Origin of the sequence: Sporomusa sp. (assembly GCF_035561155.1) — a bacterium.
Classification (GTDB): Bacteria; Bacillota; Negativicutes; order Sporomusales; family Sporomusaceae; genus Sporomusa.
This window is the reverse complement of sequence record NZ_DATMYD010000131.1, coordinates 1-21,935: the sequence shown is the minus strand read 5'-3', so window position 1 is coordinate 21,935 and position 21,935 is coordinate 1. Positions and strand designations below refer to the sequence as shown.

General features: G+C 45.3%; 19 protein-coding genes. 15 read left to right on the top strand and 4 right to left on the bottom strand.

The genetic code is table 11. The features are described 5' to 3' along the window. Window positions 1-438 precede the first annotated feature (438 nt). The 8 genes from VN447_RS17780 (at window position 439) to VN447_RS17745 (ending at window position 8,159) form a co-directional block, all read left to right on the top strand. Complete coding sequence (locus tag VN447_RS17780) at window positions 439-1,599, top strand: phosphotransferase (RefSeq protein WP_325526759.1); 1,161 nt, start codon at window positions 439-441, stop codon at window positions 1,597-1,599. A 41-nt stretch (window positions 1,600-1,640) separates the two neighbouring features. Continuing rightward, window positions 1,641-2,642 carry a DMT family transporter gene (locus VN447_RS17775; protein ID WP_325526757.1) on the top strand — a complete coding sequence of 334 codons (1,002 nt, stop codon included), beginning with the start codon at window positions 1,641-1,643 and terminating at the stop codon, window positions 2,640-2,642. 14 nt (window positions 2,643-2,656) lie between these two features. Then, window positions 2,657-2,956 carry a hypothetical protein gene (locus tag VN447_RS17770; protein ID WP_325526755.1) on the top strand — a complete coding sequence of 100 codons (300 nt, stop codon included), beginning with the start codon at window positions 2,657-2,659 and terminating at the stop codon, window positions 2,954-2,956. Window positions 2,957-3,006: 50 nt separating this feature from the next. Next, a complete protein-coding gene (locus tag VN447_RS17765; protein WP_325526753.1) occupies window positions 3,007-4,449 on the top strand; it encodes a trimethylamine methyltransferase family protein in 1,443 nt (480 codons plus the stop codon). A gap of 19 nt (window positions 4,450-4,468) precedes the next feature. Continuing rightward, window positions 4,469-5,092 carry a corrinoid protein gene (locus VN447_RS17760; protein ID WP_325526751.1) on the top strand — a complete coding sequence of 208 codons (624 nt, stop codon included), beginning with the start codon at window positions 4,469-4,471 and terminating at the stop codon, window positions 5,090-5,092. A gap of 44 nt (window positions 5,093-5,136) precedes the next feature. Beyond that, on the top strand, window positions 5,137-5,934 hold the full coding sequence (locus tag VN447_RS17755; RefSeq protein WP_325526749.1) for a methyltetrahydrofolate cobalamin methyltransferase: 798 nt from the start codon (window positions 5,137-5,139) through the stop codon (window positions 5,932-5,934). Between the two features lie 69 nt (window positions 5,935-6,003). Beyond that, window positions 6,004-7,404, top strand: coding sequence for a haloacid dehalogenase-like hydrolase (locus VN447_RS17750; protein ID WP_325526747.1), 1,401 nt, complete (start codon window positions 6,004-6,006; stop codon window positions 7,402-7,404). A 128-nt stretch (window positions 7,405-7,532) separates the two neighbouring features. Then, window positions 7,533-8,159 carry an HAD family hydrolase gene (locus tag VN447_RS17745; RefSeq protein ID WP_325526745.1) on the top strand — a complete coding sequence of 209 codons (627 nt, stop codon included), beginning with the start codon at window positions 7,533-7,535 and terminating at the stop codon, window positions 8,157-8,159. A gap of 6 nt (window positions 8,160-8,165) precedes the next feature. Here the strand turns inward: VN447_RS17745 and VN447_RS17740 are convergent, their stop codons facing one another. Continuing rightward, entirely contained in the window at window positions 8,166-8,723 is a 558-nt protein-coding gene (locus VN447_RS17740; RefSeq protein WP_325526743.1) for a UbiX family flavin prenyltransferase, read from the bottom strand. 237 nt (window positions 8,724-8,960) lie between these two features. On the opposite strand from VN447_RS17740, the gene VN447_RS17735 reads away from it, so the two are divergent. Together VN447_RS17735 and VN447_RS17730 are read left to right on the top strand one after the other, a co-directional pair. After that, entirely contained in the window at window positions 8,961-10,226 is a 1,266-nt protein-coding gene (locus VN447_RS17735; protein ID WP_325526741.1) for a PocR ligand-binding domain-containing protein, read from the top strand. A 14-nt stretch (window positions 10,227-10,240) separates the two neighbouring features. After that, entirely contained in the window at window positions 10,241-10,897 is a 657-nt protein-coding gene (locus VN447_RS17730; protein ID WP_325526740.1) for a corrinoid protein, read from the top strand. 129 nt (window positions 10,898-11,026) lie between these two features. Here the strand turns inward: VN447_RS17730 and VN447_RS17725 are convergent, their stop codons facing one another. Further along, window positions 11,027-11,311, bottom strand: a complete 285-nt coding sequence (locus VN447_RS17725) for a hypothetical protein (protein ID WP_325526738.1) — start codon at window positions 11,309-11,311, stop codon at window positions 11,027-11,029. Window positions 11,312-11,527: 216 nt separating this feature from the next. Beyond that, window positions 11,528-13,396, bottom strand: coding sequence for a sigma 54-interacting transcriptional regulator (locus VN447_RS17720; RefSeq protein WP_325526736.1), 1,869 nt, complete (start codon window positions 13,394-13,396; stop codon window positions 11,528-11,530). Between the two features lie 352 nt (window positions 13,397-13,748). On the opposite strand from VN447_RS17720, the gene VN447_RS17715 reads away from it, so the two are divergent. Beyond that, on the top strand, window positions 13,749-16,682 hold the full coding sequence (locus VN447_RS17715) for an insulinase family protein (RefSeq protein WP_325526734.1): 2,934 nt from the start codon (window positions 13,749-13,751) through the stop codon (window positions 16,680-16,682). A 93-nt stretch (window positions 16,683-16,775) separates the two neighbouring features. Here VN447_RS17715 and VN447_RS17710 read toward each other — a convergent pair whose 3' ends face one another. Then, the gene (locus tag VN447_RS17710; RefSeq protein WP_325526732.1) at window positions 16,776-17,066 is read right to left on the bottom strand and encodes a hypothetical protein; all 291 of its coding nucleotides are present in this window, start codon (window positions 17,064-17,066) and stop codon (window positions 16,776-16,778) included. 168 nt (window positions 17,067-17,234) lie between these two features. Here VN447_RS17710 and VN447_RS17705 point away from each other — a divergent pair, with 168 nt between their 5' ends. The 4 genes from VN447_RS17705 to VN447_RS17690 all read left to right on the top strand — a co-directional run bounded on the left by VN447_RS17705 (window position 17,235) and on the right by VN447_RS17690 (window position 21,772). Next, a complete protein-coding gene (locus VN447_RS17705; RefSeq protein ID WP_325526730.1) occupies window positions 17,235-18,407 on the top strand; it encodes an MFS transporter in 1,173 nt (390 codons plus the stop codon). Further along, complete coding sequence (locus tag VN447_RS17700; protein ID WP_325526728.1) at window positions 18,397-20,157, top strand: hypothetical protein; 1,761 nt, start codon at window positions 18,397-18,399, stop codon at window positions 20,155-20,157. The genes VN447_RS17705 and VN447_RS17700 overlap by 11 nt, the downstream gene beginning before the upstream one ends. Before the next feature lie 120 nt (window positions 20,158-20,277). Continuing rightward, on the top strand, window positions 20,278-20,856 hold the full coding sequence (locus VN447_RS17695; protein WP_325526726.1) for an RNA polymerase sigma factor: 579 nt from the start codon (window positions 20,278-20,280) through the stop codon (window positions 20,854-20,856). After that, window positions 20,846-21,772 carry a hypothetical protein gene (locus VN447_RS17690; protein WP_325526723.1) on the top strand — a complete coding sequence of 309 codons (927 nt, stop codon included), beginning with the start codon at window positions 20,846-20,848 and terminating at the stop codon, window positions 21,770-21,772. The genes VN447_RS17695 and VN447_RS17690 overlap by 11 nt, the downstream gene beginning before the upstream one ends. Window positions 21,773-21,935: the final 163 nt, after the last annotated feature.

The following is a 21,935-nucleotide window of genomic DNA, read 5'->3' as shown; positions in this document are numbered from 1 at the left end:
CTAAGGAAATTAGGCTTTATCACCATAAGTGAAAGATATTCATTAATACACTAATTCTATTGAACCGCCGTATACCGAACGGTACGTACGGTGGTGTGAGAGGTCGCTGAGTAAATTAATTACTCAGCTCCTACTCGATTGTAATAACATCTGGATTTTAGTGAAAGTTAGAACTTTCTGAAAAATTGATTCTATAGCTTGGAATGTATTAAAACGAGCAGGAATGTATCAAATTTTTGATGTTTATGTGTGCTATAATTTTAGCAGACAAATGATTTTGAATATTAAGAAAACAAAAAAGTGGGTGAATGGCAAACGAATACCTGTAGCTGACAAACCCTATGTCCTTATGGATGATTGTCCACAAAAGTGATAACAAAATCCCTAATTTGAAAGGAGAAAAACGATGGATACAAACCGGATGTTACATTCGAAAAAATGAGCCTTGGAAAAACGGTGGAATTGTTCTCGCAAAGTCAAATCCTTAAATCAATCGCTGCCAATATCTACGCGTCGATGGAAGTGGCTTTACTCCGCACTCAAATTATTGAATTAATTGAAGAAAATTATGCTCTAGGTAAAGTAGTAGAAGTATATGAAATATTTGGAGGTTATATAAATAGAAGTTTCGGAATTTATGTTGAAAAAGACGGGGAACGGAAAGAGTACTTTGTTCGTAAGTATAAGAGTGGCATCACAGATAAGGAAATAATGTTTGAGCATAAGCTCATCGATTTTTCCAGAGAAAACGGCTTACCCATGGCAGCCGGACTAATTCAAACTAAAGACCAAAAGACATACATCAAAGCACAAAACAGCGAATCAACTGACCACTATGCCGTCTACCAATACTTACCCGGTGAAGACAAATATACGTGGGATAACCCCAATTGCAATGATGCAGAGTATGCGAGTGCAGCAGAAGTATTAGCTTTGTTTCATAATGCGTCCCGAAACTTTGATCCTCAAGGGCTGGAGAGAATAGAACCCAAAATCATGGAGTTCTTGCCGACAAGGGCAGCCGTTTATAAGGAATTTGCCGCAAGAGAGCTTAATACGAAGTATCATGTGTACTATTTGAAAAACATAGATATGATTTTGGACGTGATCAACACCTCGCAAATCGCAGAAAATGTTTGGCGCAAGATGCCCTTAAACCCTTGTCACAATGATTTTCATCCGGGAAATCTGAAATATTCAAACAATAACACAGTCGGCCTATTTGATTTTGATTGGTCGAAGATTGATGTACGTCTGTTTGATGTCTGCTTGGCATTGGCTTACTTCTGCAGTTCGTGGGATGATGAAACAGATGGCGTGCTGCGCCTTGATAAGTGTGCCATATTCCTCAATTCTTACCAGAAGAAGTTGCAGGAGTTAGGTGGGCTTACCCCTTTAACTGATCTGGAGAAAGAATACTTTCCGACCATGATGGCTGCCGCAAATTTGTACTTAGTAAACTGGGATGTATGCGCATATTATCATGGTTCTGATCTTAACGAATATGAGTATATTGCCTACCTGTCTCACAATGTACGGTTGATGAAGTGGATTGAGAGCCATAAAACAGAAATCGGCGAGATGATTAAAAGCATCTAACAAATGCGAAGTTACTTTAATCATGATGAGGGGGTAGCGAAATGTCGGAAACGGGTGTAGCTGGTAGAATACAAACATTGCAAGCCAAGCGGGAGATTTCTCATGCCAAGACAGGGCTGTTGTGGGGGGGGATTTCAGGCGCTACCTGGGGGCTTGACGGGGTTATCTTGGGAATGGCTTTGGCAATGGCACCCTTTACCGGAGGTGTTTCCCTGTACGCAGGTCCTTTGGCGGGAGCTGCTATGCATGATGGTTTCGCTGGTTTTTGGCTCTTTTTGTATAATCTTTTTACTGGCCGCTGGCGCGACTACGGCAGAACACTAGTGACAAAGCCGGGTATGATCGTTTGTTTAGCTTCACTGTTCGGTGGTCCGGTGGCAATGTCGGGTTATTTACTTGGCATTAATATGGCGGGAGCTTCTTATGCCCTGGCAATTACAGCCATCTATCCAGCTGTAGGAGCAATACTAGCCGTGTTTCTTCTTAAAGAGAAGATTTCCCCCAGAATATGGGTTGGTATAATTCTTTGTATAGCCGGCGCAATCATTGTTGGTTATACGCCGCCGGAAGGAGAGTTCCCCAACTTCTATCTTGGTCTCGGTCTGGCACTTTTGGCTACTTTTGGCTGGGGTATGGAAGGAACTCTTTCTACCTTTGGGATGGATATGGTAGATCCAGATATTGCAATCGGTATCCGTGAGGCAACCTCTTTTGTGGTATATCTGGTTGGCGTGCTGCCTGTGGCGGCTGGGCTGATTGTATTCTGGGATGCTTTTAAAGAGCAGAGTCTCTATTATGTGGCATTAGCTGGTTTCCTTGGAGGTCTATCCTATCTTGCCTGGTATCGAGCGCTGAACATGACTGGAGTAGGGCGCGCCATGGCATTAAATATTACATATGCGCTCTGGGCAGTATTTTTTGGGTGGCTCCTTACAGATCTGGAACTGACCACAACACTAATTGTTGGTTCAGTAGTAATTACTATTGGAACACTCCTGGTAGTTGCCAATCCCAAAGAGCTCGTTAAGTTACGTAACAGCTAAAGGAGGCAGAATGTATGAAACTTCCATTGAGATTCAGAATTTTACATCTGATTTCACAAAATACCAGTCTTTCTGATGCTGAAATTATGAATGCTCTACGGTCTGAGTACGGAAGTGAGGGACAGTTTAAACAATCAATTATCGATATTCATCTTGCATCTATGAGAGCTGTGGGGATGATTGAAGCGACCGAGCTATCATTAGACGCACAGGGTGATCTACTGCAAAAATATAAAATTACTGATTACGGATTTAGTAGATTGAGCTATTTACCCGGCACGTGGCGGAAAACGGGCTCTAAAGCGTCGATGTAAAAGCATAAGAGCTTTAAATAGCAGCAATCAAACAATTGGAGGGATAAGTAGTGCAATTTAACAAATTTTTTACAGATGATCAAGTAAAACGTATTCATGAAGCATCACTTGAGTTGTTGGAGAATGTAGGGGTACTGGTCCACAACGATAAAGCACGTGCAATCTATGGCAAAATTGGCTGTAGTGTAGACGTACAGAGTGGTATCGTCAAATTTCCCGCTCATGTAGTTGAAAAAGCCAGGCAGTTTTTTGTTCCGACCTATACATTTACTGCCCAGGATCCGCAATTTGATAAAGTACTTCCGAACGATGGACCGATTGTCGTAACCGGCAGCTCAGCGCCTAATATTATAGATCCAAAAACCGGGGAAGAGCGGCGGGCTACTTCAGACGATATCGCCAATATTGCGTACTTAATCAATGAACTTCCGGGCTTTGATGTGTTTTCGATTTCTACATTGGCAGAAGATGCCCCTCCTGGGCAATTTAGTATCTCCCGTTTCTACCCGGCTCTGAAAAACTGCAAAAAACCTGTCCGCAGCAACACGCCTAATATGAAAGACTTGGAACAGGTTCTTGAATTGGGCGAACTGATTGCCGGTAGCAAAGAAGCCTATATGGCGCGGCCGTTTATTAATCACCACTATTGCCCGATGGTTGCCCCACTAACGATGGATGTCGAGTCCACTGAAGCCGTTATCTATCTTGTAGAAAAAGGTCTACCTGTTTACGGAACCATTGTTCCCAATGCCGGCTTAACCTCACCGATGAGCCTTTCCGCCACTGTTACTTTAGGTAATGCCGAGTTTCTGGCGTTAGCCACTCTGATTCAGAGTATTCGTCCGGGCGCTCCCATGATATACGCGGTATTGTCGACAGTTGCCGATATGCGTACAGGCAACTATGCCCCAGGCGCTATTGAAACAGGTATGCTGCAAATGGGTCATACCGAAATGGCTAATTATTATAACGTTCCGTCTGGTGGCTATATCGGTCTCACTAATTCCCACTTAAATGATGCCCAGAGTGGTTACGAAACAGGCATGAATACTACAGGGGCCTTACTTGCAGGTGCAAGCTTGTTCAATATGGGTGGCCTGCTGGGGAGTCTGATGGCTTTTGATTTTGGCAAAGCTGTTACTGACAGTGAAATTGCCATGAATCTCAAACGGATGAAGCGTGGTATGGAGTTTAGTGAAGAAAACCTCTGTCTTGATCTTATCGCCAAGGTTGGGCCTGGTGGTAGTTATATGAGTGAAAAACATACGCTGAAAAAGATGCGTACCACTGCAGTATTGCCTAAAGTAGCAACTAGAGAGATGCGGGGCCGCTGGGAAAGTGAAGGCAGAACCGATTACCAGACCCGTGCAATGCATGAAGCAGCCAGGATTCTCAGCAAAGAAAACCCGGCCAGATTCTCTGCAGAACTTGACGAAAAAATTCGCGGTCATTTCCCTAATTTAGTGGCCGGCGATGCAAAATGGGATATGTAAATTTAAGGGGGAAATAAAAATGAGTGTTCAAGAAATATTTGATGCAGTTCTTGATCTGGACGAAGATGTCGTTGTTGAACTGGTAAAAAAAGAAATTGCCACAGGTACGGATGTGTCGAAGATTTTAAACGAAGGCCTTATTGGCGCCATGGATGAGGTTGGCAAGCGGTTTACTGCTGGCGATCTATTTGTTCCAGAAATGCTGATGGCGGCTCAGTCTATGAAAGCAGGCCTGGACGAGTTAAAACCACACCTTGCCCAAGGTGCTACGGCCACCAGAGGAGCCGTTATTATCGGTACTGTAAAAGGAGACCTTCATGATATCGGCAAAAATCTGGTTTCTATGATGATGGAAGGTGCCGGGTTTGAAGTCTTTGATGTTGGGATGGACGTGGATACCGAAAAATTCCTGGCAACCGCCAAAGAGAAAAACGCCAGCATTATTGCAATGTCAGCGCTGTTAACTACTACTATGCCTGCCATGGAAGAGGTAGTAAAAGCAATCCGCGAACAAGGATTGAACCTTAAGACTATGATTGGTGGAGCACCGGTAACTCCGGCGTTTGCACAAAAGATTGGTGCGGATGCTTATTGTGAAGATGCCCCGGCAGCGGTGGAAGCGGCCCGTAAATTTATAGCGTAAGCAGTTACGTTGTGCAGTGAATCAAAAGGAGGCGCAAAAAAAGAATGATAGTTGTAGGTGAACTGATAAACGCCAGCCGCAAGACAATCGCGGCGGCGATACAAGCGCAGGATACCGAGTATATTCAGAAAGTAGCGAAAGACGAGTATGAAGCCGGTGCGCATTATATTGATGTCAATGCAGGAATCTTTGTCGGCCAGGAAGCAGAATATCTAAAATGGCTGGTTAAAACTGTGCAGGATGTTGTTGATGCCCCCTGCTGTATTGATAGCCCGGACCCCAAATGTATCGAACAGGCATTGGCTATCCACAAAGGCACGGCCATGGTAAACTCTATCTCTTTAGAAAAGGACCGGTATGACGCGCTGCTGCCAATTGTAGCAGGCACCGACTTAAAAGTCGTCGCCCTTTGTATGAGTGATGAAGGAATGCCGGAAACTATGGCTGCGAGGATGAAAATTGCTGACAAGCTAATCAACTCGTTAGTTAAGAACAATATACCCCTCGGTAATATCTATGTCGACCCCCTGGTTCAGCCAATCGGAACCAATAGCTCTTTCGGAATTGAGTTTCTAAATACCGTTGAGGCTATTACCACAACTTTCCAGGGTGTTCATACTATGTGCGGCTTGTCAAATATTTCGTTCGGCCTGCCGAATCGGAAGTTTATGAATCAGATGTTTGCTGTTATGGCTATTGCCAAAGGGTTGGACGGATTGATTATCAATCCGTTGGATAAAAACATGATGGCCAGTCTGATTACAGCTGAGACATTGCGTGGTAAGGATGATTTCTGTATGCAATACCTAAAAGCTTACCGGAAAGGTGCTTTCGAGTTCTAGACTAACAGGTATCCCCTTCTTGCTTAGAGAAGGGGATACCTTGATTACAATTCAAAGGAGTGTTAATTGGTGTATAAGAAAAATTGGTTATTTAAATTAGCTTTATGCATGGTATTAAGCATAGCTTTAATTTTACCAGCCTTTCTCACCGATAGTGCTTTTGCCGCTCCACAATCTAATGCAGTAATCGCCGCAACTAACCCTCAAGTTTTAGACCAAGGCCGGTGGGCGCCTGGGACATATACAGCGATTCAAAAACTAATCGAAAAGAATGGAAAAAACAGTCCCAATTATAATCCTAGTAAAAAACCTTATGCTGTTTTTGACTGGGACAATACTTGTGGGTATAGTGACACCGAGGAAAATCTTTTAATCTATCAGTTGGATAATCTAAAATATAAAATGACCCCCGCGCAGTTTCGCTATGCCTTTACTTATGGTGATAACGCGCCTATTCCGGAGAAAAACTTTAAAGAAGACACATTTAAAAATGAGGCAGGTCAGCCAATCAATATAACCAAAATTGCTGACGATGTTTGCGCTGACTACGAATTCTTTTGGAATAATTATAGAGGTCTAAATCCTGATGCCGCCAATAATATGACATTAGCGGAGATTAAGGCGACTGACCAGTTTAAAGATTTTAAAGCAAAATTCTGGTTTACCTATTATGCCCTTGATGAAACCTTTGATTTCGATATTTCCTGGACCTGGCTTTTAAACTTCTTCCAAGGTTATACACCTGAAGAATTGAAAGGTTTGGTTGCTGAATCAACAGATTATGCTTTAGGGCAAAAAATAGACAACGCATATTTTGATAGTCCGGTAACCTTGCCTGGCACGGCAGGTGTTGTTAAAAACAGCGGGCAGTTGGGTAATTATTTCCGGCAAGGGTTACGTATTACTCCGGAGATGAGCAACCTGATGAATACGCTCCGCGCTAATGGTATTGATGTATATGTGTCTACAGCTTCTTTAGATGACGTAATCAGAGGATATGCCTCCAATCCTAAATATGGTTATAATGTTCCTGCAGAGAATGTTCTGGGAATGCGCTTAGTTTTAGACGAAGCTGGTAGATATAAACCGGAAATTCCCGATAAGACGTTATATGCCATCAATGCCAAACACGGTAAGTCGGTGAATATTAATAAGTATTTAGTGAGCAAACATCAATCAAATCCCATATTAATTTGTGGCGACAGTGACGGGGACTATGATATGATGGTGGAATTTTCAGGATTTAATGGTGCGAAGAAGATTAATGACTTGTCTCCCATGCAGATGGTGCTCATTATTAATAGGGTAAAAGGTGGTAATATTGGCGCATTATCAAAAAATGCCGCATCCCAAATGGGAACTGCCAATCCTACAATTGTACTTCAAGGCAGAGATGAGAATACCGGGATGTGGATACCTGATGAAAAAACCCTGCGGCTTGGCAAAACTTCCTTGCAATTAGTAAAATAGTTGTAGCAGAAACATCGAAAAATCAGGTGGAGTAGTCTACTCCACCTGATTTAGGTTCCGCTTATTTATAGAAGCGGGAGTCTTGAACTTGCCTGGTAAGATAACCATATGGAGGACTGAATGATTATATGAAGCCAGCTAATCTAGTAATGTTTGACTATGACGGTGTTATCGTGGACTCGCTACATGTTTTTTGCATGAACTATATCGCGGCTTGTCGAGAAAATGGCCTGCTTGAGATCGAAACGGAAAAAGACGTATTGGCGTTATTTGAGCACAATGTATATGCGACTTTGCGCCAACGCGGGGTAACGACGCAAACGATAGATAAGATACTTAAAGCCTATGAGATTAGGCAAAGTGATTATCTCCGGGAATTAAAGCTGTTTGATTCAATGGGAGACGCATTAAATGAAATCTCAAAGAAGAATAAGATTTTTATTATTACCTCTAACATTTCCAGCGCCACCGAAAGTGTGATGCAGCAGCATGGTGTAAATTGTTTTGAAGAAGTAATTGGTGCGGAAAAAGAGAAGAGCAAGATCCGCAAAATTGAACTAGTTATGGCTCGCTTTAAAGATTTGCCGGCATTCTATGTGGGTGATACCAAAGGAGATATGATTGAGGGTAAAGCAGCAGGCACAATAACTGTAGGCGTAGCCTGGGGCTGGCATGGTCTGGAAAAGCTCAAAGAAGGGGGCGCGGATTATATTGTCCAGTCGCCGCAGGAGTTGGTCGGCCTTTTTTCAAAGTAAGCAAGATCATTGTGATTTTTCTCCCCAGCGTTTCACCATGTTATGTTCGATATCCAGCAGGTCTAATGTTCGGCCAGTATGATGGTTTACGATGTCATCGATACTGGTTGGTTTATGATAGAAGCTTGGCATATATGGCATAATAGTAGCCCCTTTATAGGCCATGGCCAGCATGATTTTTAAATGATCTGCAAGAAAGATTGGTTCACTTGCAACCAATATCAGTTTTTTCTTTATTTTTAGTATATTAGTGGCAGCTTTTTGCAGGACATTTAGGGGTGAATCATGAACAATTGAAGCAATAGAGTCTACACTGCAAGGAACGATGATCATAGAGCCTGCATCCAGCTCATTGTAAGGTAATGTTTCAGCATCATCAAAACAAAAGTGATGTACTAAGCTCTTAACATGAGCTAATGAGCAGTCTGTTTCCCGATTAAGGGTTGCTTCGGCTTCACGACTCATAATTAAGCAGGTTTGAGCATTAAGTTTATGAAAGGTTTCCAAAAGGCGTAACGCATAAATCATTCCCGTAGCATCGGTTATTCCAACAATAGGTTTCATAATGCCCTCCGCAGCCAATATTCTAAATTCTTAAGACTGAATTGATTATACCAGATGAGTGGGAATGTGCAAAAGAGGTACCTTGAACCTTACTTTTAAATGTATATGAAATCCAATAAAGATTTTCTTCTAAGCATGCTGTTAGTAACGCTCCACCGCTAGCGCTTGACTTCCACTTATACTACTGTAAATCTTTATTGGAAACTATATAGAACGAATTAAGTGAGGTATACGCTGATGAATATGGGAGTAGACTTGTTTGATGTTAAATACCTGGAAGAAATCTTAGGGAGTTTCTCAAAAGCAACTGGCTTGCATATTGAGGCAGTAAATGATAAAGGAGAAACGTTTTGTATTCCTAATAAAGCCGACCGGTGTGAGTTTTGCCACTATATTCGCAGTCAGCCTCACGGGACAGAAAAATGCCATGCTTCTTATCGGCAAGCTACTTTTGAGGCAGCTAAGTGGGAAGAGCCTTATTTTTTTCGATGTCATGCCGGGCTGGTTATTTGGGCTGTGCCAATTGGTGTCAAAGGTGCTTCTTTAAAAAGTATTATCTGTGGTCAGGTGTTGATGTGGAAACCTGATCGCTTTTTCTATCAAGAGTTGAAAAAACTTAACGCTGACATAAAAGACTTTGAAGAATTAAAGGAAAAGGCAAAGCTGCTGGAGGTCATTTCACCTAGCCGCTCCCAGGCTGCCGCAGATACGCTATTTGTGGTTGTGAACCATCTAGTGAAAAGGAATATTCATATTTTAGAGCAGATTGATACCCATAGAATGCAGCAGAAAATCAGGAAGGATTTAGAGGAACGAAAAAAGCTACAATCCGGGGAGAAAAACGATTATAGTGCATACTTAAAAAAAGAAAGAAGTTTCTTACGGTATATTCGACTAGGTGATAAAACAAGGGCTGAAAAAAACTTACAGAGCTTATTAACCTGTCTATTTACTAAATCAGCCGGTGATAAGACCATCATAAAAGTGCGTATTCTCGAGCTTGCTACCTTGGTTTCCCGCGCTGCTGTAGAGGGCGGGGCTGATGCGGAACGAGTCATGACCATCCTTAAGGATTTTAATAATGAGGCAGATAAACTTGAACGGGTAGAAGAATTTTTTTGCAAGATTCAAACACTGGTTTCTGAATTCCTAGGCGATAGTTTGGCTCTGGCGGATAAAAAACATCTTAGCTTGGTTAATGATGCAAAAGGTTTTATTGTGGAAAACCACTCTAAGCCAATAAAAATAGAAGATGTGGCTGCGAGATTGTTTGTCAGCCCTTCGCATATATCGCGCCTTTTTCAACAAGAAGTGCACTGCACTGTTAACGATTATATTACAAGGGTCCGAATTGAGCAGGCCGTTGAGCTGATGAAAAAGCCTGAACTTAGTGTTGAGCAGGTTTCCAAAACGATAGGGTTTCAGAACCAAAGCTATTTTGCGAAGGTTTTTCGAAAATTTATTGGAGTGACTCCGCTGGTTTACCGCAATAGTTTGTTTTAATAGGAGGGGTCCTATTGATTTACGAAGAAATTATTAGAGGCATTACCGATGGTGAAGCCGAGGAGGTCGCGGATCTTAGCAAGCAGGCACTGGTACAAGGTTACCCGGCCACTATGGTTTTAGAAAAAGGTCTTTTGGCTGGAATGAACAAAGTGGCTGACAAATTTCGCAATCAACGTGTCATGGTCCCAGAGGTATTAATGTCTGCCAGAGCGATGCATGCAGGCTTATCGATATTGGAACCTTACCTAAAATCAAAGAGAAAATGTGAGAGAAAAGGTATCATTGTTATCGGTACGGTAGCGGGCGATTTGCACGACATAGGGAAAAATCTGGTAAAAATGATGGCAATGGCTACCGGTGTAAAGATCATTGATTTAGGAGTAGATGTTTCATCTAAAAAATTTGTTAATATTGTCCGGAAAGAAAAACCGGACATGTTAATGATGGCTGCATTACTAACAACTACCATGCCGATCATGAAGCAAGTTGTAGATGAGTTGCACGAAGTGGGCTTAAGGCATGGGGTAAAGATTGCGGTAGGAGGGGCCCCCATTGGGGAGAACTTCGCCAGGGAGATCGGGGCGGATTATTACTTTGAAAGCGCATCTGACGTAAAACACTTTCTGGAAGACAATCTGGAAAGGATTATTACTCGCAAGAAGGCGTAAGGTTGCTTGATGATAAAAACAAAAAAAGAAGCCAAGATTGAGATACATCTAGTTCGCAATCCCGGCTTCTTTGTTTACATCCCAATAGAGCAATGACGCTGAGGCTATTCAACGTGAGCCCAAAGTCGGTTAGAATAATAAGCCGCAAGTAGAATACATCAATATTAACGACGGCGTGCCGTTCTTGATATAGTTGATAAGTTTGCTTAGTTTGCCTGTGTCCAGGCTGTCTGCAATATTGGTTGGAGCAGGAGTCTGTGGATTCAATAACTGCTGGGCTTCGTCAAATTTCGTATCGGCTTTTCTTAGAAAAAGACTATGGAGTTTATTCAATAATTCAAAACCAGGAGTTTCTTGAGGTACAGACGGGGCAGGTTTGGCCGGTGATACCGGACCCGGTTTCATTTCTTGCATAACGACACCTCTTTGTGTTTAGTTTGGATTGGAATTAAGGCAGGTAAATGCACTAAGGTCAAAACAACGGTTTCACCTCATAGGGTTTGCTTTACTGCTATCTTTATACCTATATCGCAAGTTTTATGCCAATATATGGCGACAGAATGCGGGCGTTTTTCTTTAAAAAGAAACAACTGATGTTTCGTAATGAAACATCAGTTGTTTCTTTTTAAATCATTCACCCAACTCACGTAATTTGCGCCATAGGGTTGATCGGCCAATACCCAGCAATTTGGCCGCCTGTTGTTTATTGCCGCCTGCTTTGTCCAGCGCTTCGCGAATAGCCGCTGCCTCATAATTTTTCAGATTATCCGGGGGAACAGAGTCAGCTGCAGGCAGGAGGTCTTTCAGACAGGACCAGACCTCGTTTCTGCTGATGACCGGGGCGGCTGCCAATACCACAAGTCTTTCAATAATATTATGAAGTTCACGGATGTTGCCTGGCCAGTCGTACTGAGTAAGCAGGTTTATTCCTTCAGGTTCTATATATTGGACAGAGGTATGGAACTTTTGATTAAAATTGGCAATGAACGAGCGGACAAATAATGAAATATCAGCCTTACGTGCTCTAAGGGGCGGGATACTTACTGTCAACACGGCTAGCCTGTAATATAAATCGGCCCGGAATGTCTGCTGTGCCATCATTGTTCGCAGGTTACGGTTTGTGGCGGCAATGACCCTGATATCAACAGGAATTACGCGGTCATCGCCAACACGGTATACCTGGTGCTCCTGCAGCACCCGCAGCAATCTGGCTTGAAGTGAGTCAGACATTTCCCCGATTTCATCCAAAAAAATGGTTCCTTTGTGTGCTTGTTCAAATAGTCCGGTTTTGCCGCCTTTCTTGGCGCCGGTAAAGGCACCCTCGACGTGGCCGAACAATTCGCTTTCCAGAATATTTTCTGGAATGGCGGCACAGTTGACAGCTACAAAAGGGCCGCTGCGGCGGGAGCTGGCCTGATGAATGGCCTGGGCAAAATATTCTTTACCTGACCCGGTTTCTCCCAGGATGAGCACGGTGCTGTCATAACCGGCAAAGCGTTTGGCTTCATCAATTACTTTCTGCATTGCAGGCGAGCGGGATTCGATATCAAGAAAGGAGGCCCGGGCCACACGCCCGCGCAGTGACAGCTCCTGCCGGGTTTTCTGTTCTAACTCCCGAAGTTGGTCAATGGGCTGAAAGGTAGCCACCGCGCCTGCTACCTCGCCGCTGACGACAACAGGCTGAAAGCTGACGGCGATATCAAAATCGCGGCCAATACGTTCAACAACACCTATCTGACGTTCCCGTGTAATCATGCACTCCCATAATCTTTGGACAAAAGAGCTCTCGGCCGCAGCCCAGCCTTCCTTGGCAAGATTAAACAAGCGGGCGGCCTCCATATTCATGGCTGTGACTGCGCCTGTATGGTCAATGGCTAACACCCCGTAATTAATCGAGTTAATAATTGTTTCAAGTTGACGGGCGGCCTGCTCCTCTGAACGCTGATTAGAAAGGCGCTGCATGGCCAGGCTAATCGCCTGCTCTAAACCCTCACGGCCTGAGTAGAGGGTTACTCCTGACAAACCATATTGCTCGGCTGTTTCGACTACCGCCCGGCTGCCGATGATTGTTGTTGCCCCAAGATTTTTGGCGTTGATCACAGCTGTGGCGATATCAGCGCCATCCTCTAAATCAACGCGCATACTTGAGGGTAGTTCCAGAATTTCTTCAATGCTGGCAAGGCCAGCGGCTACCTGCCTGTCAGCTGCTAAAGCCAACTGTCCGCCTTGCCTGTCAGCTGCGAGCCGGGACCGGAGAATATCATAACCGGTATAGGGTATCTCAATGACAGGGACATTGGGAATAGCGTTAAGAATCATATGAAATGTTATGCCCCGGGTTATAAGTACTTTGGCACCAGCACTGACAGCTGCTTTGGCCGCAGTTACACCTTCCTCCAGGCGGGCAGATATAAATGAAATTTGCCTGCCGTGTAAGCCTAGTTTTTCAGCTAACTCCACAATCTCACGGTCAGGGGCGATTAAGACTATTTCTGACAATCCAGTTCACCTTCTTACTCGGCGTAGCCGGTATAACATAATAATATCTAACTAAAATCTTTCGGGGATAACTGGAAATATCCTTCAGTATTTTTAACCAACGCATATTTTCAGTGTTAATTGCTGACTGAAGCTATGAAACTGCGCGGCTGGTACTAAAGTCATATTGCAGCTGAATTGATTTGTTAAGTTTATAATTAAATGAGTGGCAAACGGGAGAATCTATTATTAGATTCTCCTGTTTAATTTTGCAGGAAAACTGTTCCATACTGACGAAAGGCAAAATGTATAACTTCTTGGCAAGGCAATACATAGGATAAAAAGTAAAACTACAAAAAAGCGAGGTAAAAGCATGTCCTTTAAGATTGGCCAAACCTACCACGGTTTTAAGCTGTTGGACGCTAAACACGTAGCCGAGATTAATTCTGATGCCAAATTGTTTGTGCATAAACAAAGCGGCGCGCGCCTGCTATATCTAGGCAACGATGATGATAACAAAGTGTTTTCCGTTACTTTCCGTACCCCGCCTGAAGACTCAACCGGTGTGCCGCATATTGTCGAACACTCGGTATTGTGTGGTTCGCGCAAATTCCCGATCAAAGAACCGTTTGTCGAATTGGTAAAAGGTTCGCTCAATACCTTTCTTAATGCCATGACGTTTCCTGATAAGACCATGTACCCTGTTGCCAGCCGTAATGATAAGGACTTCCGCAACCTGATGGACGTGTATCTGGATGCTGTATTTTATCCCCGGATGCTGGAAACTCCCGAGATTCTTATGCAGGAGGGCTGGCATTACGAACTGCCTGACAAAGAGGCCGAGCTTACTTATAAAGGCGTTGTCTACAATGAAATGAAAGGTGTATTTTCTTCACCTGACGCTATCTTAGAACATCAGATTTACGCTGCTCTGTTTCCAGATACTACCTACGGCGTCGAGTCTGGCGGCGATCCTGAACATATCCCTGAACTTACGCAAGAGCAGTTTGTTGACTTTCATAAAAAATATTACCACCCGTCCAATAGTTACATCTTCCTGTACGGCGACCTTGATTTAGATGATAACCTGAATTTCTTGAATCAGGCTTATCTTAAAGATTTTACTGCAGCCACCAACGATTCAGATATTCCGCTGCAAAAGCCGTTTAAGGAAACCGTTGTAAAAGTAGTTGACTATCCTGTGTCTCCACAGGAATCCACAAAAGACAAGACCTTTATCACCCTCAATGTCGCTGCCGGCAAAGCTACCGATGCAGAAAGTTATCTGGGGCTTATGATATTGGAGCATATCTTGTTAGAGACACCGGCAGCACCGCTTAAAAAAGCGCTGTTAGATGCCGGGCTGGGTAAAGAGGTATTTGGCAGCTACAGCAAAAGTATTCTACAGCCGACAATGACCTTCGGCGTAAGCGGCGCGAACGCCGATCAGGTTGACGCCTTTAAAGATACCATCTCTGCCACTTTAGAAAAACTGGCAAGTGACGGTTTGGACAAAAAGTTGGTCGAGTCGTCGGTCAATATTTTCGAGTTTCACCTCAGGGAAGCAAACTACGGTAACCGTCCCAAAGGTCTTGTTTACAACATGAAGTGTCTTGACAGCTGGCTGTATGATGAAGACCCGCTCATTCATCTGGCTTATGAACCGGCGCTAAACAAAATTAAAAACCAATATAAAAAGGGTTATTTTGAACAGCTCATAAAAACGTATCTCATTAACAATACCCATCAGGCGCTGGTTGCCTTAAAACCGAATGGTGACATAGGCGCCCAAAAGACCGCTGAGTTAAAGCAGAAATTAGTTGAGTATAAAGACAGTCTCAGCGAGGCAGAGCTGGACACCCTTGTTAAACAAACAAAGGCATTAAAAGAACGTCAGGAAACGCCTGATTCGCCGGAGGCGCTAGAGTTAATCCCACTCTTAGAATTAAAGGATATTGACCCTAAGGCGGAAGAATTGGTAACAGTTGAGCAGAAAGAACAGGGAGTACCAGTACTCCTGCATCCCCTGTTTACTAATCAGATTGCCTATATCAACCTCTATTTCAACACCGGTGCGGTTGCCGAAGCTGAACTCCCCTATTTATTTCTGTTAGCTGACATTCTGGGTAAAGTAGATACCGCAAAGCTTCCTTATACCGAATTGGCCAAGGAGATTAACATTCATACCGGCGGCTTTGCCTATGATGTTTTTGCTTTTTCAGAGAACGCCGATGATGAGACCTTCACACCGATGTTTAGGGTTAAAGCCAAGGCACTTGTCAACAAACTACCGGAGATGTTTGGTCTCTTAGGTGAGGTAACCGGCGGCAGTCTGTTTAATGACAACAGCAGGCTCAAAGAGCTCATCCGCGAAACCAAGGCGGCGTGGGACACGGCACTGTTCCGCCGCGGCCAGCAAGTAGTTGCCAGCCGTCTGTTATCCTATGTATCGCCTGTTGCTAAATACAATGAGGTTGGCTTACTGACTTATTACAAGTTTATTGCCGCGCTCGAAGATAACCTTGAGGCTAAGGTGAGCGAAATCGGCCGGACGTTGGCGACTGTAGCTCAAACAATATTTAACCAGGATAATCTCCTGGTAGGCATCACCTGCACCCAGGAAGACTACGAAAAATTCCGCCAAAGCTTTCCCGTACTTAAAGAAAAACTCGGTTCCAGGCAGTTTAAACCGGTTAAGTATAGCTTTAAAGCACAAGCTCTTAACGAGGGCCTCTTAACCTCAGGCAAGGTACAATATGTCGCTAAAGGAGCCAACTTCCGCCGTCTTGGCTACGGCTATCATGGTAGTATGAAAGTGCTTGAGACTATTCTGCGCTATGATTATCTCTGGAATCGAATTAGGGTTCAGGGCGGTGCGTATGGTGCATTTGCCCAGTTTGACCGGAGTGGTAATGTCGTATTTGGCTCCTACCGGGACCCCAACCTAACCGAAACTGTAAAGGTGTATGACGAGACTGTTCAATATCTAAACAATTTTACAGCCGAACACGTAAGTAAGCGGGAAATGACCAAATACATTATCGGTACCATGAGTACTATGGATGCGCCGCTGACACCGCAGATGAAAGGTGAACGCGCCGATGCCGCTTACATTCGGAACATCAGCAATGCCGACCTCCAACAAGAGCGGGATGAGATATTGGCCACCCGGCAGGAAGACATCAAAAAACTGTCTAATGTCGTGGATGCTGTTATGAATGCTAATTACTTGTGCGTTCTGGGTGGCGAACAAAAAATTAAGGCTAGCAAAGAGTTGTTTGGTCAATTAGTTACTGTGATTGAATAAAAAAGAGATTGCTGCGCTAAGGCTTGCAATGACCAGTTGGAGTACTAGGTCCTCCAACGGTCATTGCGACCGGCGCATAGCAATCCCTTTTTTTTACTCAGTTAATAGTCCTTGAGCCACTAGGTTTTCGTCAGTTTCCCAAGACTCTACAATTACTTTAGCGGTACGGTATTCAAAACCCATGCCCATTAAATAACTCATAAGCGCCAGCTCGGTCATGGCATGGCGAGTACTTGTGCCTTCAAGCTCTTTTATTCCGTGACGTATGGCAGGTTCAACCTGCAACAAAAAATAACCGGCAGTGAGCGACTGGCTAGGAACCAGCTGAACTACTGGGTTTTGCCTGCAGTTGCGTCCATATATCATACTTTGGAAATTCGCCATTATGTTGCCTCCTTACGGCTTTTACTATAGTTTATGTTGTCGCGCAAATATTTGTGTGCTTATGTTAAGCATTAAAAAAAATTCAGATACAAAATAAATGCAAAACAGCAGGAACAGAGACAAAGCAGGCCAAATATAGTAGGTAAGATAGTTCAGAGGAGGTAATGTATGAACCCTCAGGACGGTGCGCTTTGGTCGAAAAATTTTATTCTTAGTTGTCTGGCTAATTTCTTTTACTTTGGCAGTTTTTATTTGCTACTGCCCATCCTGCCCCAATATGTTGACACACTGGGCGGCACTCCCGGGCAGGTTGGATTGGTGACTGGTCTATATACCATGGCCGCCGTACTGATCCGGCCATATTTTGGTCAGCTTGCCGACCGTATCGGGCGGAAAAAAGTCATGATGATTGGTGCAGGCTGTTTTACGCTGCTGTTTATGCTTTATGGTCTGGTTGAGGCTATTTATCCTCTGTATGTTATGCGTGTGGCCCATGGTTTGGCCCATGCTGCCTTTTTGGCGGCTTCAGCGGCATATATTGCCGATTTGGCGCCGCCAGCGCGGCGGGGCGAGGCTATGGGTGTTTATGGCACCTCTAATGTCATTGCCATGGCTTTGTTCCCGGCCTGGGGCACTGCCGTCATTACTAGGACTGGTGATTTCAATTATTTGTTTGGCTTATCGGCTACGGTGGCAGGGGCAGCTTTTCTGTGCATCCTGCTGGTTAAAGATTTGGCGGTTACAAATTACGGTGGCCGACCCGCCAGCGGCTTTTTGGCTGTCAGTAAACGGCGTGAAGTGCTTGTGCCGGCGTTGGCATTATTTGGCGGCGCTACTACTTATGGCGTGATCATCGCCTTTTTGCCGCTGTTTGCACCACAGCGGGGTATTAACGACATCGGCATTTTCTTTACCGCTTTTGCGGCCAGTACTATTGCCAGCAGGATATTAATTGGCAAGTTGTCTGACCGGATTGGCCGCCAGCGCGTTATCCTGCCATGTATGGCACTGGTGGTTGTCGCTGTATTTATGCTGGCCCAGCTAAACAGCAGGGAGATGCTGATCGTGACCGCCCTATTATACGGCTTTGGCTTTGGCGCGTTTATGCCGACACTTAACGCTTTGGTTGTTGATTATACGCCGCCTAAGGACAGAGGTATTGCTCTGGGATTTTTCACAGCATTTATGGATCTGGGAATAACTGCCGGCTCGGTTATCCTGGGGTTTGTCGGCGAAAAATTAGGCTATACGGCTATGTTTAATAGCAGTGCAGTAGTTGCCCTTGCCAGTATTGCCGTATTTATTATTGGTATAAGAAAGGTAGTCACACATGAGCGTTAATAACATTAATATCAGCAATATCGCGCCGGTATTGCCGGTCAAAACTGAAGCGGCAGATAGCCTGGCGGTCAATCAGGATACCGCTGGTGAGGTTCGACAGAATGCCTCTGGACAGATGAGTGCACCAGCTCAGGCAGCACTGTTGGCGTTAGAAAGCTTTATTACTACAGGACTGGCCGAACTCGGTCAAACGCTTGACAGCCGGACGACGCTTGTTAACAGCCTGCCGCCTGATGTCAAGGAGCTTGTAACAGATATTTTACATCAGACACAGGCAGCTCAAACCGTTGTGCCTGATGGATTGACCTCACTCCTTAAATCGCCGAGAACAGCAGTTGAAAAGCTGACAATATTGGCTGCTGTTCTAGAAAAAGCGGCAGCATCAGCTGGCGAGGAAGTGGCGACACCTGCTGGAGCACCGGCAAGCAAGCTGCAGCCACTGACTGAGCTTATCAGTGCTTGGCGGGATATAAATCCTGATGATCTTAAAGCTGCTGCAAAAGTGCTGCGCGAACTGGTTGCCGCCGTAGTGCCCAAGCCAGAGAGCGCTTCGGCCGGGCGTCCGGAGGTACCGGCAGCAGTTTTCCAGTCAAGTCAATTAGTCGGAGAACCTCAGAATACGACGGAAGTGCCAGTACAGACAAAGGTTTTGCCAGGTGAACCTGAGGATCAAGCCCCTTCGGCAGTCAAGCCTAATGTCCGGGACGCGGGGCCTGACAGACTAGCCGCCGCTCCCTTGCCAGGCAGCACGCCCCGGCAGCTCAAAGATATTCCGGTAATGTCAAACCTCGATGTAATCGAGCAGCAGGATGTGCCTACCTTGTTAAAGGCTGACTTAAGCCAGGGTGAACCTGAGGATCAAGCCCCTTCGGCAGTCAAGCCTAATGTCCGGGACGCGGGGCCTGACAGACTACCCGCGGCTCCCCTGCCAGGCAGCACGCCCCAGCAGCTCAAAGATATTCTAGCAATGTCAAATATGCCAGACCTCGATGTAATCGAGCAGCAGGATGTGCCTACCTTGTTAAAAGCTGTCTTAAGCCGGCCGGAAATAGTTAACAGCCTGCCAACGGAGATCAGGGAATTTATTCAAACCTTACTGCGTCAGGAAGTACCGCCACAGACAGGGCAAGCAGCACAACAAGCCCTGCCGGAGGACTTGGCCGCATTTGTTAAATCAACGCAGCCGGCAACTGAAAAATTAGCAGTATTTGTTGCTGCCCTCGAACAGGTGGCAGAATCGTTTAGTCCAGAGGGACGGCCTACTGCCAAAGCAGTCCCTGGCACCCAGCTGGGTTTGATTGAGTCTGCCTCCGCCTGGCAGGGCAAAAATCCCGAAGAGTTAAAGACCTCCGCCAATATAATACGGGGCTTGGCCGAAACTATGCCCAAACCAGGCGGTGTACTCGCTGAGCGGCAAGATAGCCAGAGTGTGTTGACTTTTACTGTGCCGCTGTATTTCGGCGATGGTCAGACAGCCTATCCGGCCCATATTCACGTCTTCCACCAAGAGCAAGAAGACAAAAAAAATCCCGGTCAGACAGTGACCGAGACCTGGCTTAGAATTTGCTTAGAGACAGAGAATATCGGTGTAGTGGAGACTGCCTTCCGATTGTATGATGGACACACTGTGGATGTTAAAGTGCGATTTGCCGATAAAGCGGCGGCTGATGGTTTTGCTGACGATGTTGATGAGGTAAAAGAGAAGCTTGGGCAGCTCCCGCTTACCCTGGGGGAGTTTTTGGTAAAATAATTAAACCTCAGGATTTTTTTCATTTATTCGGAAAAAACTATAGGGTGCATAACTTGCTGCGTTACCTATTGGCTTCAGTAACGTTAAATTATATGTAAGCCTAAAGAGTGGTGACAATGATTGCCAGAAAATGAAAATCTAATGATTGCCAAAGCCCGGGACGGTGACCGCGTAGCGCTTAACGCGCTGGTGTCCAGCCATTGGCCTTCCATTTACCGTTTGGCTTTAGCAAAAACCGGCAATCCGGAAGATGCCCAGGAAATTGCGCAAGATACGTTCCTCAGGGCTCTGGCAGCGTTGCCGCGCTATAAGGAAACTAACGCCACCTTTAAGACCTATTTGTCACGGATTACCCTTAACCTTATTACCGATTATTACCGCAAACGCGGTCGTGCTCCCCAGGTAGTGGATATTACTGAATATAATGAGCCGATCATTGATACAAATTCCCGGCCTGAAGAGGCAGCAGTAAGTGCCGAACGGCGCGAAGAAGTGGTCAGGCTGCTGGCCCTCTTGCCTGACGAGCAGCGGCAGGTCATTGAGCTTAGAATCATCCAAGGTCTGGCGGTTGCAGATGTTGCCCGGATTATGGGCAAAAGCGGCGCTGCTATAAAAATGCTGCAGCAGCGGGCGCTAAAAAAACTCAAAGATTTATTTACTGAGAATGGTATAACAGGAGGTGAAGCTGGTGCAGGATAACGCCAATATTGAAAAAAGACAAGCAGAAGCGCTGTCAGCCGCCATTGATGCCCTTAATCGGGGAGTGACACCGGAAGAAAGCCAGGAGGCCGAATTAAAAGAACTCCTACTTACCGCTAGACTGGTTAAGGACGCCACAGAATCGCCGGCTGCACCGCCTCAGGCAGTACTTGATAACATTGTTAATCAAGCCGCTAATACCATCAATCAGGAAAAACGCAAAAAGCGCCTGGCCTGGGGCTTTGCCGGTCTGTCAGGTGCTGTTGCGGCTGTTTTATTAGTTGCGCTGTTACATGCTATGCCGCCTAGCATCCAGGAGCAGGAATTAGCTAAGACCCCGCTGCCTGCACCAGCCACCGAAGCGCCGCAGCCGCCAACAATCGCTAAAACACCACCCAATTTAACATCACCGCCAGCTAAGACCCAGGCTCCGGTACCGGTTTTACCCGCTAAACCTGGGCTAGAACCCCAAGCTGTTCCGCCTGAAACAGGAGCAGCCACCCCACCTGCTGCTGCCGCTCAGCCGCCCAGTGTTGCCCTTGTCCCGCCCCAATCACCTGTTCCGGCAGCCAGTGAAACCATGCTGGCCTTGGCTGAACGGAAAGCCGATGTTGTCATCATTGACGCCGTCAGCAAAACGATCCGCCAAGTCTACCACCAGGGCGCGCCTGACGAAATCATTGTTACCCAGGCCCCAAAACGCCAGCGCATTCTCCGTACAGCCCCCAAGCCCCCGGAAGCCCGCGTAAAAATGGCTGCCCCAGCTCCCAATGAATCAGTCGAGATTAAACCGCCGGATCGCAACAAAGTGACAGTAACTGTCGACAATACTGAAGTAACCTTAGAAGGCACAGCCACAGAAGAAGAACTACTAAACCTCGCGACAACGCTCACTAAAGTAAGTGTCGCCAAATAAATAAAGAACGATTTTGACTCAAGGGGACGGTTCGAAACCACTGAAAAAGTCAAATATAAAGCGATATAGTCCCATTTTTGGTATAATATAGGTAGATATAAATGACGAAAGTTGGGGCTCTCGTATGTTTAAACTTAAGCCGAAACAATTGAGTCTATACACA